Raw genomic sequence first — 14,680 nt, forward strand, 5'->3', positions numbered from 1 at the left:
TTGCCTTCAGAGCGGAACAGCTTTCCTGGCGCAGTCAAAGGTGGGGTATGCGTCAGGCCTTGGAAGAAACCCGCCCAAAAATTGGGAGTAACAATATGAAGAAGTCTCTCTTGTCAGCGGTGGCACTGACGGCGATCGTCGCTTTCGGCGGCATCGCACGAGCTGACATCCTGATCGGCGTGGGTGGTCCGCTGACGGGCCCGAACGCTGCGTTCGGTGCCCAGCTGCAGAAGGGTGCCGAGCAGGCAGCCGCTGACATCAATGCTGCTGGCGGCATCAACGGCGAGCAGATCAAGATCGAACTCGGCGACGACGTTTCCGACCCGAAGCAGGGCATCTCCGTTGCCAACAAGTTCGTTGCTGACGGCGTGAAGTTCGTTATCGGTCACTTCAACTCGGGCGTTTCCATCCCGGCTTCTGAAGTTTACGCCGAAAACGGCATTCTCGAAATTACCCCGGCTGCTACCAACCCGGTCTTCACCGAGCGTGGCCTGTGGAACACCTTCCGCACCTGCGGCCGTGACGACCAGCAGGGCGCTATCGCCGGCAAGTATCTGGCCGACCACTTCAAGGACGCCAAGATCGCCGTCATTCACGACAAGACGCCTTATGGCCAGGGTCTCGCTGACGAAACCAAAAAGGCTCTGAATGCCGCTGGCGTCACCGAAGTCATGTACGAAGGCGTGAACGTCGGCGACAAGGACTTCTCGGCCCTCATCGCAAAGATGAAGGAAGCCGGCGTTTCGATCATCTACTGGGGCGGTCTGCACACCGAAGCCGGTCTCATCATCCGCCAGTCGGCCGACCAGGGCCTGAAAGCAGCGCTCGTTTCGGGTGACGGTATCGTCTCGAACGAACTTGCTTCCATCGCTGGTGACGCCGTTGCCGGTACGCTGAACACCTTCGGCCCGGATCCGACGATCAACCCGGCCAACAAGGACCTCGTTGCGAAGTTCAAGGCTGCCGGCTTCAATCCGGAAGCTTACACCCTCTACTCCTACGCTGCGCTGCAGACGATCGCTGCTGCTGCCAAGGCTGCCGGTTCTACCGACGCTGAAGCTGTTGCCGCAGCCATGAAGGAAAAGGGTCCGTTCCCGACCGTTCTCGGCGATATCTCCTTCGACGGAAAGGGCGACCCGAAGCTTCCAGGCTACGTCATGTACGAATGGAAGAAGGGCGAAGACGGCAAGTACAGCTACTTCCCGAAGGCCRACTAATTTCAGCCTCTGGCAGTGATGCCTTTCATGGAAGCCCGGTCATCGACCGGGCTTCTTTCGTTTCGCCTGCGCCGGTCAAGATCGCAGTCTCTACGGGTTCGAAAGCCATTCCATTCCTAGCCTTCATGGCCTAAGTCAGAGGCAAAGGATGGAGGATCCAGATTCATGCCAAAACCCCGCATTCTCGTCACCCGACGCTGGCCTGCCGCGGTAGAGGCCGTGCTCGCGGAGCGCTTCGACCTGACGCTCAACAGAGATGATGTACCGCTTGCTGAAAGCGAACTGCGTCAGGCGCTGGCGGATTATGATGCGGTGTTGCCGACCGTTTCTGACAAGCTGCCGGCTGCGGTCTTTTCCGGGGATGTCCGTACGAAAATCCTCGGCAATTTCGGGGTCGGCTTCAATCACATCGATATCGCCACCGCCGAGGCGAAGGGCATCGTGGTGACGAACACGCCTGGCGTCCTGACCGATTGCACGGCTGATATCGCCATGCTGCTTCTTCTGTCCGTCGCACGTCGCGGCGGGGAGGGCGAGCGGCAGCTGCGTTCCGGCGAATGGAAGGGCTGGTGCCCAACGCATATGGTTGGCACGAAGGTGACGGGCAAGACGGTCGGCATTATCGGCCTTGGACGAATCGGCAAGGCTTTCGCACAACGCTGCCATTTCGGCTTCGGCATGGATGTCGTGTTCTACAACCGCTCACAGATCGATCCCGCCGAAGCGGCACGCTACGGAGCGCGCCAGCTTGCTTCGGTGGAGGAGGTGCTTGCCGCTTCCGATTTTGTTTCCCTGCATTGCCCCGGCGGCGCAGAAAACCGGCATCTGATGAATGCTGCGCGGCTTGCGGCAATGAAGCCAGGCGCCTTCCTCATCAATACGGCGCGCGGCGACGTGGTCGATGAGACGGCGTTGATTGCTGCGCTTGATAAAGGCACGATCCGCGGCGCAGGGCTCGATGTCTACGAGGCGGAGCCGCATGTGCCGGACGCATTGCGGCGGATGGAGAATGTCGTTCTGTTGCCGCATCTCGGCAGCGCGACGGAGGAAACCCGCACAGCGATGGGGATGAAGGTCGTGGAGAATGTGACTGATTTCTTCGAGGGCCGCGAGGCGCCTGACCGGGTGGTTTAAGGCACGTCGCCTGCCATCCTTCACATTTCATGCAGCACATGTGCCGCCTTCACCGCGGCGGATGCCCTGTTCTCGACGCCGAGCTTCACATAGATCTGTTCGAGGTGCTTATTCACCGTGCGCGCAGAGAGGCCGAGAATTTCGCCGATATCGCGGTTGGCCTTGCCTTTGGCGATCCACATCAGAACCTCGGATTCGCGCTGTGTCAGCGCAAAGTGCTGACGCAGGACCGCGTCGTCGTTGCGCTGGTTGGCGGCCGTCAAGCGGAAGAGATATTCGTCCGGACCGATGGCGCCGAGGAAGGCGAGTTGCAGGGCAGCCTGCCCGGCATGAGCAATGGAGATGAGTGCATCGCGGGCGGCTGCGGCGCGTTCTTTCATCCAGTTGCCGATCGTGCGGGAGACGACCTCCATGCCGTCGTCGCTGCCCATGGCGGCGTTGACGAGGCGGGTTGCCTGCGGCGTCGACCAGTGGATCGCACCATTGCCCTTCACGGCCAGAAGGTGGCGGCCGGCGGCATCGAGCGCCACGCGCGCGCTCTGCGCCGAGCGTGCGTTGCGCAGGTGAACGCGAATGCGGGCACGCAGCTCGTCGATATTGATCGGCTTCGACAGGTAGTCGACGCCGCCTGATTCCAGCGCATGCACGACATGTTCGGTTTCGGTGAGCCCGGTCATGAAGATGACGGGCACCTGGGCGACGGCGGCATTGGCTTTCAGCCTGCGGCAGGTCTCAAAACCGTCCATCGAGGGCATGACCGCATCAAGCAGGATGAGATCGGGCGTGATGCGCTCGACGATATTGAGCGCGGCCGAGCCGGAGGTGGCAATCAGTACGGAAAATCCTGATTGTTCCAGTGCGTCGGTCAGGAAGCCGAGGGCTTCGGGCGAGTCATCGACCAGCAGAACGATGTCGCGGGGAAGCTCAGCCAACGGTTTCACCTTTTTCTTCGAATTTGTGCAGGAAATCCATGAAGCCGGCGAGATCGAAGGCGGCGACATAGGAGCGGAGTTCTTCTGTGAATGGCTGATTTGCCTCCGCCTTGGCAAGGTCGGCGAGCTTGGCTTCTATGCCTCTGATGTAGCCGATCTCTCCGAGACGCAGCAGTTCCTGTACATGCGCTGTTCCAGGGCTCTTGAGCGGCATGGCATAGAGCCATTTCAGGGCGAGATGCAGGGCCAGCTTGTCGCGCAGCTGCTTGATGTCGACCGGCTTGCCGATCGCGTCACTGTGGCTGTCGTCGCTGTCGCTGTGAGCAGCGGCATCGCCGATATTGGCTGACAGCATCAGGATCGGTGCTGCGCTTCCCGCCTCGCGCAGCCGGGAGACGAGCTGCCAGCCGTTCATGCCGGGCATGGAGATATCGACGAGGAAGAGATCCGGCTCGATACCCGCGATCAGCGTCAGGCAGTCGGGACCGCTTGCGGCGGTCAGCACGATGAAATCGAGGGGAACCAGGATTTCGCGCATCATCTCGCGATGATCCTCATTGTCGTCGACAACGACGATGGTGCGGCGCAGGCCGTCATAGCCGACGATCTTTTTCTCCTGCGGCGGTGCTGCAACGGCGCGCATGACGGCCGACAGCATGAGACGGACGCGGAAGGTCGAGCCCTTGTCCTTTTCACTCGTGACAGAGATTTCGCCGCCGAGCGTGTTGGTCAGTAGGCGAGTGATGGTGAGGCCAAGGCCGAGACCGGGCATCGGCCGCACGCTCTCCGCTTCGCCGCGCTGAAAGGGCTCGTAAATGCGCGTCAGATCCTTCTCGGCGATGCCGCGGCCTGTGTCGGAGACGGTGAAGGTCGCGACCTGGCTGCGGTAGCCGACATCGAAGGTTACGCTGCCTTCGTCGGTAAACTTGATGGCATTGGAGAGCAGGTTGACGAGAATCTGGCGCAGCCGCTTCTCATCGGTGCGCACGAATTGCGGCAGGGACGAAGCACGCTCGTGGATAAAGGAGAGCCCCTTTGCCTGCGCCTGCGGTCGGAACATATCGACGATCTGGTCGAGGAAGTCCTGGATATTGATTTCGTTCGAATAGACCTGCAGACGGCCGGCTTCGATCTTCGAGATGTCCAGAAGGCCATCGATCAGACCGGAGAGATGTTCGGCGCTGCGACGGATCACCTTGATCGAGGACTGGCGTGGCGCGGGAATCGTCTCGTCGCGTTCGAGGATCTGCGCATAGCCGAGAACGGCGTTCAGCGGCGTGCGCAATTCGTGGCTCAGGCCCACGACATAGCGGCTCTTGGCACGGTTGGCGGCTTCGGCGGTTTCCTTGGCGGTCTGCAGCGCGGCATCGGTTTTCTTGTGTGCGGCGATTTCTTTCAGGAGAAGTGTGTTCTGGCGGGAGGATTCTTCCTCGGCGACGACGCGGCTGTCATGGGCAAGCACATAGAACCAGCAGGCGACGCCGGCGATGACCGAGAAGACGAAGAAGACGATCAGGATGGTGCGGTTCACGACTTCGGCCGTCTCCGGCGAGGCCGAGCTGACCTGATGGGCGATCATCGCAAGAATTGCACCGACGGCCGTCAGCGCCAGCGCCACGGCAATACCGTAGCGGCCGAGGCGGGTGGTCAGCTTCTGGACGATGGTTTCCGGCAGCAGGGTCTTTGCGACGGCGCCGACCTGCGCATTGAAGCGGGCATTCGGCTTGCACATGTCGTGGCAGCGGCTGTCGAGCGAGCAGCAGAGCGAGCAGATCGGCGCGGCATAGGCCGGGCACCAGGCCATGTCTTCCGGCTCGAATGGATGTTCGCAGACGGAGCAGGTGATGGTGGTCAGGTTCGTCCAGGCATGGCGCGGTTTGCGGGCGAGATAAAACTTGCCCTTCGTCGCCCAGGCGAGGGTGGGGGAGGCGATCAGCGCGATCACGAGGGTGATGTAGGGCGCAAGCGAAGCCGCGATCGAGCCGAAGACGCCGAAATGGGCGATGAGCGCGACGCCGGCCGAGAGCGTCATGGCGCCGAGGCCGACCGGGTTGATGTCGTAGAGATGGGCGCGCTTGAATTCGATGCCGGGAGGGGCAAGGCCGAGCGGCTTGTTGATGAAGAGATCGGCCGAGATCGTGCAGAGCCAGGCCATGGCGATAATCGAGAAGATACCGAGCGTTTCCTCAAGCAGCCGGTAGATGCCGAGCTCCATCAAGAGTAGCGCGATCGCCACGTTGAAGACCAGCCAGATGACACGGCCGGGATGGCTATGCGTCAGGCGCGAAAAGAAGTTCGACCAGGCGAGCGAGCCGGCATAGGCATTCATCACGTTGATCTTCAGCTGCGAGACCACGACGAAGGCGGCCATCAGCAGCAGGGCGGCATTGTGCCAGGGGATCATGTAGCCGAAGGCGGTCAGGTACATCTGCGCAGGATCGGCGGCGCGGTCGAGGGGCACGCCCGACGTGAAGGTCAGCACGACGAGAAATGAACCGGCAAGCAGCTTGGGTGCACCGATGATGACCCAGCCGGGACCGGCGAGGAAGATGGCGAGGCGATGGCGCCACTTGCGCTGTGGGTCCGGCGGCAGAAAGCGCAGGAAGTCCGCCTGTTCGCCGATCTGCGACATCAGCGCCAGGATGACGGCAGAGGCCGCGCCGAATTCGACGAGGTTGAAATCCGCGATCGTGCCGGGCGGGCCGGAGGCATGGCGGATGCCGGCGAAGGCGCGCCAGACATCGAATTTGCCCCAGTCCAGAAAAGCGATGAAGATGAAAGGCAGGATATTCAGGATGATCCAGAAGGGCTGGGTCATCAGCTGGAATTTGCTGATCAGCCGCACGCCGTGGGTGACGAGCGGGATCACCATCACGGCGCTGATGATGTAGCCGATCCAGAGCGGAATGCCGAGCGTCAGCTCCAGCGCACCCGACATGATCGAGGCCTCGATCGCAAACAGCATGAAGGTGAAGCTGGCGTAGATCAGCGAGGTGATGGTCGAGCCGATATAACCGAAGCTTGCACCGCGCGTCAGCAGGTCGATATCGACGCCGTGGCGAATGGCGTATCGGCTGATCGGCAAGCCGATCGCCAGCATGGCGACCGAGGCAACAATGATGGCATAGAAGGCATTGGTGGTGCCGTAGGACAACGTGATGGCGCCGCCGATCGCCTCCAGCGCCAGGAAGGAGATCGCGCCGATCGCCGTCTGCGAGATGCGCTGGGAGGAGAAGCGGCGGGCGCTCTTTGCGGTGAAGCGCAGCGCGTAATCTTCGAGCGTCTGGTTGGCGACCCAGCGATTATATTCGCGTCTCACCGGAATGATGCGTTGGCGCGCTGTCATGCCCTCTTTCCGGCGTTCCGGTCAGCTTATCGTCTCTGAGCCACTTTTGGCGGGATGGGCGGGAAAGGCAAGAGGCGGAACGCCGGCAGATTCACAGAACGGCAATATTTTTGAAACCGGTCTGTCACATAAGGGCTCTAACTCTCCCGCCGTCCGTTCAACCATTTCGGTGTCACCATGTCTGTTCCAAGCCTCTGCCGCCTGAGCACTGCGCTCGTTTGCCTTCTTTCGATCGTGCCATCGCTTGCCGCTGCCGAGCAGGCCACGGCGGCGAAAGCGCCTTATGTGGAGGCTGGAAACACCAACAAGCGTGGCGACGCCTGCTTCTCGACGTTGGACACCAATGCTGCCGTCCATCTTCTCTCCGGCTTCCTCGAAGTCTGGACGCCGCGCACGCCGTTCGTGGATGCCGGTGTAGAGGCCCCGGCCAAGGACAATTGCCCTGCGGTTGCCAAGACGGATTGGGACGGCATTCCCCTAAGCAAGACAGACGGCCAAGTCGTCAACAAGCTCGTCCACGATGCGAACATTGCCTATGTCGTCAAGGCGACGCGAGCACGGACGGCCGATCAGGCGGTTGCTGCTTATCTCGACGATCGGCGGGGCAAGAATGCCAGCATTGTCGATGGCCTCGGCCCGCTGACGGATGCATGGAAGGCAGGCTCCAAGCAGACCACCACGATCACCGAAGTCGCGGTCGATGCGACGACGGTCAAATACGACGACAAGGGCAATAATCGCGGCGCCGGCAGCAAGCCGGACACGGAAAACAAGACCGATGCCAACCCGGACATGGGCCTTGCCATCGATTTCATCAATGCCGCGAGCGGTGATGGCTCGACGGAGCCGGCGAAGCGCTATTTCAAATATGCCCGCCCCTATCGTTGGAGCCAGGACGTCTCGGTCGTCCCGACGCTCGAGCCCGCCAAGAACGGCAAGCCGGTCGAGGACGGCGGCTTCCCGAGCGGGCATACGGCGGAAGCCTGGCGCGATGCGCTCGCCATGGCCTATCTCGTGCCGCAGCGTTTTCAGGAAATGATCACGCGCGCCAGCGAATTGGGCGAAGACCGTATCCTTGCCGGCATGCATTCCCCCCTCGACGTGATGGGCGGCCGCATGCTCGGCACCGCCGTGGTCGTCTACAATCTGAACAAGGCCGACAATTCAGCGCTGAAGAGCGATGCTTACGCCCAAGCGCAGTCATGGCTCATTGCCAAGTCGGGCGTTGCGGATGCGGGCGCGCTCGAAGTCGCGGCCCATGCAGCGCCGCTCGCCGCAGACCGTTTCGCCGATCATGACGCCAACCGCGCTTACGTGCTGCAGCGTCTGAGCTATGGCCTGCCCGCCATCCACGGGACCGACCAGCCGGCGCGCGTACCGCAGGGTGCCGAAGCGCTTCTCGAAACGCGTCTGCCCTATCTCGACGGCGAGCAGCGCCGCGACGTGCTTGGCACGACGGAGATCGCCTCGGGCTATCCGCTGCTCGATGACGCTGAAGGCTACGGCCGCCTCAACCTGTTTGCCGCGGCAGACGGTTATGGCGCCTTCGATCAGGACGTCACCGTGACGATGGATGCCGCAAAGGGCGGCTTCAATGCGATCGACACCTGGCGCAACGATATCGGCGGCAAGGGCAAACTGGCGAAGCGCGGCAGCGGCATTCTCGGCCTTTCCGGCGCCAACAGCTATGCCGGCGGCACGGTGCTGGAAGAAGGCGTGCTGGTGGCAGGCTCGCCCTTGGCCTTCGGCACCGGCGGACTGTCCGTGAACGGCGGTTCTCTCATCCTGGCGGCCGATAGGCCCCTGATTGTAGGTGGTGATTACCAGCAGCTCGCCAATGCCGCGGCGAAACCGACGCTCGGTGCTGACGGCGCGGGCACGGTGGTCATCGCAGGCAAGGCGGCACTCTCCGGCGACCTCGACGTCACACTTGCCTCGGGCTATGCCCCGGCGCCCGGAACGAAGATCGAGATCCTGAAGGCGGGAGCCATCACCGGCATCTTCGACAAGTTCACCATCTCCGGCCACAAGGCGACCCTTTCCTATGGCCCGACATCCGTCACCTTGACGATCGGCGGATAATATCGAACTGACAGGGCATCCCCTCCGTGGGATGCCCTGGCTTGTCTTTGCCTGCCCGTTTGCCCCTGCCGCCTACGTCATTTTGCGTATGTGTTTTTGCGTTGCAGCACCCGATAGTCCCCTCGGCAACAGTTAATTTCCGTTTCCGGCCTGTTGCGGAACAAGAAGAGGGGAGTTCAACGAGATGAATCTCAGGTCCACTATCACGGGCGTCGCGCTCGGCGCCGTCATGGCGGCAACGGCAGCCTTCCAGGGCGCAATTGCCGCCGACGACACGATCAAGGTCGGCGTGCTGCATTCGCTTTCCGGCACGATGGCGATTTCCGAAACGACGCTGAAAGACGCCATGCTGATGCTCATCGATGAGCAGAACAAGAAGGGTGGTCTCCTCGGCAAGAAGCTCGAAGCCGTCGTCGTCGACCCGGCTTCCGACTGGCCGCTGTTTGCCGAAAAGGCACGCGAACTGATCGAAAAGGACAAGGTTGCGGCCGTCTTCGGTTGCTGGACCTCGTCTTCGCGCAAGTCGGTCCTGCCGGTTTTCGAAGAGCTGAACTCGCTGCTTTTCTACCCGGTCCAGTACGAGGGTGAAGAATCCTCGCGCAACATCTTCTATACGGGTGCCGCTCCGAACCAGCAGGCAATTCCGGCCGTCGACTACCTGATGAACACCGAAGGCGTTAAGCGCTTCGTGCTCGAAGGTACCGACTACGTCTATCCGCGCACGACCAACAAGATCCTGGAAGCCTATCTCGAATCCAAGGGCATTCCGAAAGAAGACATCCTGATCAACTACACGCCGTTCGGCTTCTCCGACTGGCAGACGGAAGTCTCCAAGATCAAGGAATTCGGCTCGGCCGGCAAGAAGACCGCCGTCGTCTCCACAATCAACGGTGACGCCAACGTTCCCTTCTACAAGGAACTCGGCAACCAGGGCGTCAAGGCAACCGACATTCCTGTTGTCGCCTTCTCGGTCGGCGAAGAAGAGCTTGCCGGTCTCGACACCAAGCCGCTCGTCGGCCATCTGGCTGCCTGGAACTACTTCGAATCGGTCGATACGCCGATCAACAAGAAGTTCATCAAGGAATGGCATGCCTACACCAAGAACGACAAGCGCGTGACCAACGACCCGATGGAAGCTGCCTATATCGGCTTCAACGCCTGGGTTAAGGCTGTTCAGGCTGCCGGCACGACCGATACGGACGCGGTTCTCGACCACATTATCGGTGTCTCCGTTCCTAACCTCTCCGGTGGCACGGCGACCGTCATGCCGAACCACCACATCACCAAGCCGGTGCTGATCGGTGAAATCCAGGCGAACGGCCAGTTCGAAATCGTACAGCAGACCCCTGAGGTCGTCGGCGACGAATGGTCCGACTTCCTGCCGGACTCCAAGGATCTGATCTCCGATTGGCGCAAGCCGATGAACTGCGGCAACTTCAACGTTGCCACCGGCAAGTGCGGCGGCAAGGGTTCCTGAGTTAGCCGATCCGACACGAGCCAGAAGAACTTCCGTCCGGATTTCAAATCCGGGCGGAAGCTCCGTCCCCAGCGGGTTGGCGAAGAGGCCGACGCTGGAGCAATTCCAGAAAGACTGCGCAGCGTTTGCGTCCGGAATTGCGAAAACAGGGGGATAGAGCATTTCGAAATGCTCTAGTTTAGGCGGGAAAGCCGATGTATCGCGCCATCAAGATCTTTCTTTTGACCATTTGCCTGACGCTCACGGGGCTGACGACCGGCCTCAAGGCCCAGGATGATGTCCACGCTCTTGTCGATGCACTTGGCGTCGGCGGCTTTCCGGAGCGTGAAGCGGCCATCAAGGCGCTCGTCGCTTCCAAGGATGCGCATGTCAGCCAGATATTGCAGCAGCTGAGCGACGGCCTGCTTTACGTCAATTCCGACGAGGGTGGTCCCGTGCTCCTGCAGGGCGGCACGGATGACGAGCCGACTTATTCCGATCCGCTCACCGGCGAGGCGGTCGCCGATATCGATCCCGACACGATGTCGAAAGTCAGGGTCAACAATTCGGTGCGCACGCTCATTGCCACGCAGATGAGCCAGCTGACGCTGCTGAGCCCTGATCGCGGCGCTCGCTTTGCTGCTGCCCAGGGCCTTCTGAAAGATGCCGATCCCGCCAATCTCGATCTGCTGAATTCCGCTCTGGCCGATGAAAAAGACGCCGAGATCAAGAGCACCATGGAAGCGGCTCGCGCCGTGATGGTGTTGAAGAGCGATATGAGCGCCGACGAGAAGAGGGCTGCCATCGATACGGTTGCCGCCCGCGGCGGCCGCGATGCGCTGACTATTCTGACCACGGCGCTGGCAACCGCGCCCGATGATCTCAAACCTGCCATTCAGGCGCATATCAGCACCATCAACCTTAGTCTGGCTCTCTGGAATATCGTCCAGAATGTCTGGTACGGGCTGTCACTCGGCTCGGTGCTGTTGCTTGCGGCCATCGGCCTTGCCATCACCTTCGGCGTCATGGGCGTCATCAACATGGCGCATGGCGAGATGGTGATGATCGGCGCCTACACAACCTATGTCGTGCAGGAATATATCACTGCAAACTTTCCCGGCTTGGCTGACTATTCGCTGGCCTTTGCAGTGCCCGCCGCTTTCGTCTTCACCGGTTTCGTCGGCCTTATCATCGAACGTGTCGTGATCCGCTATCTCTACGGCCGGCCGCTGGAAACGCTGCTCGCCACCTGGGGTGTTTCGCTGATCCTGCAGCAAGCGGTGCGTACGGTCTTCGGCCCGACCAATCGCGAGGTGCGCAATCCGAGCTGGATGTCCGGTGCCTTCGAATTCGGCGGCTTGGCGATCACCTGGAACCGTCTCTGGATCATCGTCTTCTCGATGGCAGTCTTCGTGGCGCTGCTGATGCTGCTGAAGCGCTCCGCCTTCGGCTTGCAGATGCGCGCGGTCACCCAGAACCGCCGCATGGCTTCGTCCATGGGCATCCGCACCGGCTGGGTCGATGCCTTCACCTTCGCGCTCGGTTCCGGCATTGCCGGCATGGCGGGTGTGGCGCTCTCGCAGATCGATAACGTCTCGCCGAACCTCGGCCAGAGCTACATCATCGACAGTTTCATGGTCGTGGTCTTCGGCGGCGTCGGCAATCTCTGGGGCACGCTGGTCGGTGCTCTGTCGCTCGGCGTCGTCAACAAGTTCCTCGAGCCCTTCGCCGGCGCCGTGCTCGGCAAGATCCTGGTGCTCGTCCTCATCATTCTCTTCATCCAGAAGCGTCCACGCGGGCTCTTCGCACTCAAAGGAAGGGCGGTGGAAGCATGATTACGGCCTTCCTTCTCCGGTCTCTCGATCGCCGGATCTCCATTGCCATCGCCATCCTGCTGGTGATCGCGGTTCTGGTGCCGGTGCTCAATCTGGCGACATCGGCGGACAATCCGCTGCATGTGCCTACCTACATCATGGCGCTGTTCGGCAAGTATTTGACCTATGCGCTGCTGGCGCTGGCGCTCGATCTCGTCTGGGGTTTCTGCGGCATTCTCTCGCTCGGCCATGGGGCCTTCTTTGCGCTCGGCGGTTATGCGATGGGCATGTATCTGATGCGCCAGATCGGTTCGCGCGGCGTCTATGGTGACCCTGTTCTGCCCGACTTCATGGTCTTCCTGAACTGGAAGGAGCTGCCCTGGTTCTGGCACGGTTTTGACCAGTTCTGGTTTGCCGCGCTGATGGTGCTGCTGGTGCCCGGCCTGCTTGCCTTCGTCTTCGGCTGGTTCGCCTTCCGCTCGCGCGTCAACGGCGTGTACCTGTCGATCATCACCCAGGCCATGACCTATGCGCTGCTGCTTGCCTTCTTCCGCAACGACATGGGTTTCGGCGGCAATAACGGCATGACCGATTTCAAGGATATCCTTGGCTTCAATGTGCAAGCCGATGGTACGCGTGCGACGCTCTTTGCTGCAACCGCGATCTTCCTGGCGCTCTCGCTGATGATCGCGTCGGCGATCGTGCGTTCGAAATTCGGCAAGGTGCTGGTTGGCGTGCGCGATGCGGAAAGTCGCACGCGCTTCCTCGGTTATCGCGTCGAGCATTTCAAGCTCTTCACCTTCGTCGTTTCGGCGATGATGGCGGGTATTGCCGGGGCGCTTTATGTGCCGCAGGTCGGCATCATCAATCCCGGTGAATTCGCACCGGCCAATTCCATCGAAGTCGTCATCTGGACGGCCGTCGGCGGCCGCGCGACGCTGATCGGACCGATCATCGGCGCCATCCTCGTCAATGGCGGCAAGACGATCTTTACCGGCCTCTTTCCCGATTACTGGCTGTTCGCGCTCGGCGGCCTCTTCGTGCTCGTCACGCTGCTGCTGCCCAAGGGCATCGTCGGCACGATCGCCCAGTATCTCGGCAAGCGGAAGCCGGTCTCGACCAGCGTGCCGCCAGCGACAGCCGAAGAAGGCGTCGACGCGAAAATCCAGGCTGCGGAGTAGACCATGATCCCCGACGTCAAACCCAACAGCGTGCTCTATCTCAACGGTGTCTCGGTCTCCTTCGATGGCTTCAAGGCGCTGAACTCGCTCTCCATCGTCATCGAACCCGGTGAACTCAGAGCAATCATCGGCCCGAATGGCGCCGGCAAGACGACGATGATGGATATCATTACCGGCAAGACCCGGCCCGACGAGGGCGAGGTCTTCTTCAACGGCACGATCGACCTTACCAAGAAGGACGAGGCGGATATCGCTCAGCTTGGCATCGGCCGGAAATTTCAGAAGCCCACGGTCTTCGAAAGCCATACGGTCTGGGACAATCTGGAGCTGGCGCTGAACCGCCGGCGCACGGTGTTTTCAACGCTGTTTTATCGCCTCTCCGGTGAGGACAAGGCGCGTATTGAGGAAATCCTGGAAACGGTGCGGCTGACGCATCGCCGCGACGAATTCGCCGCCAATCTCTCGCATGGCCAGAAGCAGTGGCTGGAGATCGGCATGCTGTTGGCGCAGGAGCCGAGGCTCCTGCTCGTCGACGAACCGGTGGCGGGCATGACCGACGCCGAAACGGCTGAGACGGCGATCCTGCTCAAGGATATCGCCAAGACGCGTTCGGTCGTCGTCGTCGAGCACGACATGGGTTTCATCCGCGATCTCGGTGTGAAGGTAACCTGCTTGGCGGAAGGTTCTGTATTGGCCGAAGGGTCCATTGATTTCGTCAGCAACGATCCGAAGGTGATCGAGAACTATCTGGGGCGCTAAGATGCTGACCGTTGAAAATGCAAGTCTTCACTATGGCGCGGCACAGGCCCTGCGCGGCATCTCCATGAAGGCCGAGATGGGCAAGATCACCTGCGTGCTCGGCCGCAATGGCGTGGGCAAGAGTTCGCTGTTGCGCGCCGTCACCGGCCAGCACCCGATATCGGCGGGAACCATCACCTTCAACGATGCGAAGCTGAATGGCCTGCCGCCTTTTGCCCGCGCCAAGCAGGGCATCGGCTATGTGCCGCAGGGGCGTGAAATCTTCCCGCTGCTGACGGTCAAAGAAAACCTCGAGACCGGCTTTGCTCCGCTTGGCCGCCGCGACCGCAACATCCCAGACGATATCTTCAGTCTCTTCCCGGTGCTGAAGTCGATGTTGTCGCGTCGCGGCGGCGATCTTTCGGGCGGGCAACAGCAGCAGCTGGCGATCGGTCGCGCCATGGTCACGCGGCCGAAGATTCTCGTGCTCGACGAGCCGACCGAGGGCATCCAGCCCTCCATCATCAAGGATATCGGGCGGGCGATCCGATACTTGCGCGATTCCACTGGCATGGCGATCCTGCTTGTCGAGCAATATCTCGATTTCTGCCGCGAGCTTGCCGACTATGTCTACATCATGGATCGTGGCGAGATCGTTCACGAAGGCCTTGCCGAGACGCTGGATACGCCGGAAGCGCGTCGCCATCTGACCGTATGACCTCTCTGGCGATCGCGCTGGCAGATGCCGCATTTTGCGGCAAATGCCTTCCGCGCCATCCT

10 protein-coding genes are annotated in these 14,680 nt (G+C 61.1%); 8 read left to right on the plus strand and 2 right to left on the minus strand.

The window, feature by feature from the left end:
- Positions 1 to 95: 95 nt before the first annotated feature.
- A complete protein-coding gene (locus AC1DTN_RS03730) occupies positions 96 to 1,217 on the plus strand; it encodes a branched-chain amino acid ABC transporter substrate-binding protein (RefSeq protein WP_477919997.1) in 1,122 nt (373 codons plus the stop codon).
- A gap of 165 nt (positions 1,218 to 1,382) precedes the next feature.
- Positions 1,383 to 2,351, plus strand: a complete 969-nt coding sequence (locus AC1DTN_RS03735; RefSeq protein ID WP_442206894.1) for a 2-hydroxyacid dehydrogenase — start codon at positions 1,383 to 1,385, stop codon at positions 2,349 to 2,351.
- Positions 2,352 to 2,371: 20 nt separating this feature from the next.
- Here the strand turns inward: AC1DTN_RS03735 and AC1DTN_RS03740 are convergent, their stop codons facing one another.
- Entirely contained in the window at positions 2,372 to 3,283 is a 912-nt protein-coding gene (locus AC1DTN_RS03740) for a response regulator (RefSeq protein WP_113185405.1), read from the minus strand.
- Positions 3,276 to 6,629 (minus strand): hybrid sensor histidine kinase/response regulator, encoded by a 3,354-nt coding sequence (locus tag AC1DTN_RS03745; protein ID WP_442206893.1) that lies wholly within the window; start codon positions 6,627 to 6,629, stop codon positions 3,276 to 3,278. The genes AC1DTN_RS03740 and AC1DTN_RS03745 overlap by 8 nt, the downstream gene beginning before the upstream one ends.
- Positions 6,630 to 6,806: 177 nt before the next feature.
- Between AC1DTN_RS03745 and AC1DTN_RS03750 the strand changes: the two genes are divergently transcribed.
- The 6 genes from AC1DTN_RS03750 to urtE all read left to right on the plus strand — a co-directional run bounded on the left by AC1DTN_RS03750 (position 6,807) and on the right by urtE (position 14,618).
- Entirely contained in the window at positions 6,807 to 8,711 is a 1,905-nt protein-coding gene (locus AC1DTN_RS03750; protein ID WP_442206892.1) for an acid phosphatase, read from the plus strand.
- A 184-nt stretch (positions 8,712 to 8,895) separates the two neighbouring features.
- Positions 8,896 to 10,188, plus strand: coding sequence for an urea ABC transporter substrate-binding protein (gene urtA / locus AC1DTN_RS03755; RefSeq protein ID WP_113321639.1), 1,293 nt, complete (start codon positions 8,896 to 8,898; stop codon positions 10,186 to 10,188).
- A gap of 194 nt (positions 10,189 to 10,382) precedes the next feature.
- A complete protein-coding gene (gene urtB, locus AC1DTN_RS03760; protein WP_442206891.1) occupies positions 10,383 to 12,002 on the plus strand; it encodes an urea ABC transporter permease subunit UrtB in 1,620 nt (539 codons plus the stop codon).
- Positions 11,999 to 13,162 (plus strand): urea ABC transporter permease subunit UrtC, encoded by a 1,164-nt coding sequence (gene urtC / locus AC1DTN_RS03765; protein ID WP_442206890.1) that lies wholly within the window; start codon positions 11,999 to 12,001, stop codon positions 13,160 to 13,162. Before urtB ends, urtC begins: the two co-directional genes overlap by 4 nt.
- 3 nt (positions 13,163 to 13,165) lie before the next feature.
- Positions 13,166 to 13,921: an urea ABC transporter ATP-binding protein UrtD gene (urtD, locus tag AC1DTN_RS03770; protein WP_442206889.1), complete on the plus strand. Its 756-nt coding sequence runs from the start codon at positions 13,166 to 13,168 to the stop codon at positions 13,919 to 13,921.
- A gap of 1 nt (position 13,922) precedes the next feature.
- Positions 13,923 to 14,618 carry an urea ABC transporter ATP-binding subunit UrtE gene (gene urtE, locus AC1DTN_RS03775; RefSeq protein ID WP_442206888.1) on the plus strand — a complete coding sequence of 232 codons (696 nt, stop codon included), beginning with the start codon at positions 13,923 to 13,925 and terminating at the stop codon, positions 14,616 to 14,618.
- Positions 14,619 to 14,680: the final 62 nt, after the last annotated feature.

The organism is Rhizobium sp. 01T444, from assembly GCF_056398305.1.

Coding starts and splice junctions, on each gene's coding strand:
- urtB (WP_442206891.1), top strand. CDS start 10,383: ATGTATCGCGCCATCAAGATCTTTCTTTTGACCATTTGCCTGACGCTC.
- urtC (WP_442206890.1), top strand. CDS start 11,999: ATGATTACGGCCTTCCTTCTCCGGTCTCTCGATCGCCGGATCTCCATT.
- urtE (WP_442206888.1), top strand. CDS start 13,923: ATGCTGACCGTTGAAAATGCAAGTCTTCACTATGGCGCGGCACAGGCC.
- urtD (WP_442206889.1), top strand. CDS start 13,166: ATGATCCCCGACGTCAAACCCAACAGCGTGCTCTATCTCAACGGTGTC.
- AC1DTN_RS03750 (WP_442206892.1), top strand. CDS start 6,807: ATGTCTGTTCCAAGCCTCTGCCGCCTGAGCACTGCGCTCGTTTGCCTT.
- AC1DTN_RS03735 (WP_442206894.1), top strand. CDS start 1,383: ATGCCAAAACCCCGCATTCTCGTCACCCGACGCTGGCCTGCCGCGGTA.
- urtA (WP_113321639.1), top strand. CDS start 8,896: ATGAATCTCAGGTCCACTATCACGGGCGTCGCGCTCGGCGCCGTCATG.
- AC1DTN_RS03745 (WP_442206893.1), bottom strand. CDS start 6,629: ATGACAGCGCGCCAACGCATCATTCCGGTGAGACGCGAATATAATCGC.